This window comes from Cupriavidus sp. SIMBA_020, assembly GCF_046535395.1.
Taxonomy (GTDB): domain Bacteria; phylum Pseudomonadota; class Gammaproteobacteria; order Burkholderiales; family Burkholderiaceae; genus Cupriavidus; species Cupriavidus campinensis.
The window spans coordinates 1-238 of sequence record NZ_JAWRWU010001609.1 but is presented as its reverse complement, the minus strand read 5'-3'; the positions used below and the strand labels follow the sequence as shown (position 1 = coordinate 238).

The following is a 238-nucleotide window of genomic DNA, read 5'->3' as shown; positions in this document are numbered from 1 at the left end:
AGCCCTTGAGCGCGTAGATGGGGAAGCGCTCCATCAGCACCTTGAGGCGCTCGGCGATGGACGACTTGCCGCCGCCGACGGGCCCCAGCAGATAGAGGATTTGCTTGCGCTCTTCCAGTCCCTGCGCGGCATGCTTGAAGAACGCCACGATCTGCCCGATGACGTCCTCCATGCCGTAGTCTCCTGAAACGCTGGATAGCGCCGGATGGTCCGGTTGGAAAACAAACGGGAAAGACGT

General features: G+C 61.3%; 1 pseudogene. It reads right to left on the bottom strand.

From position 1 onward, the window contains the following. Positions 1 to 238, bottom strand: a pseudogene (locus SB751_RS35050) (PrkA family serine protein kinase); the annotation flags it as partial.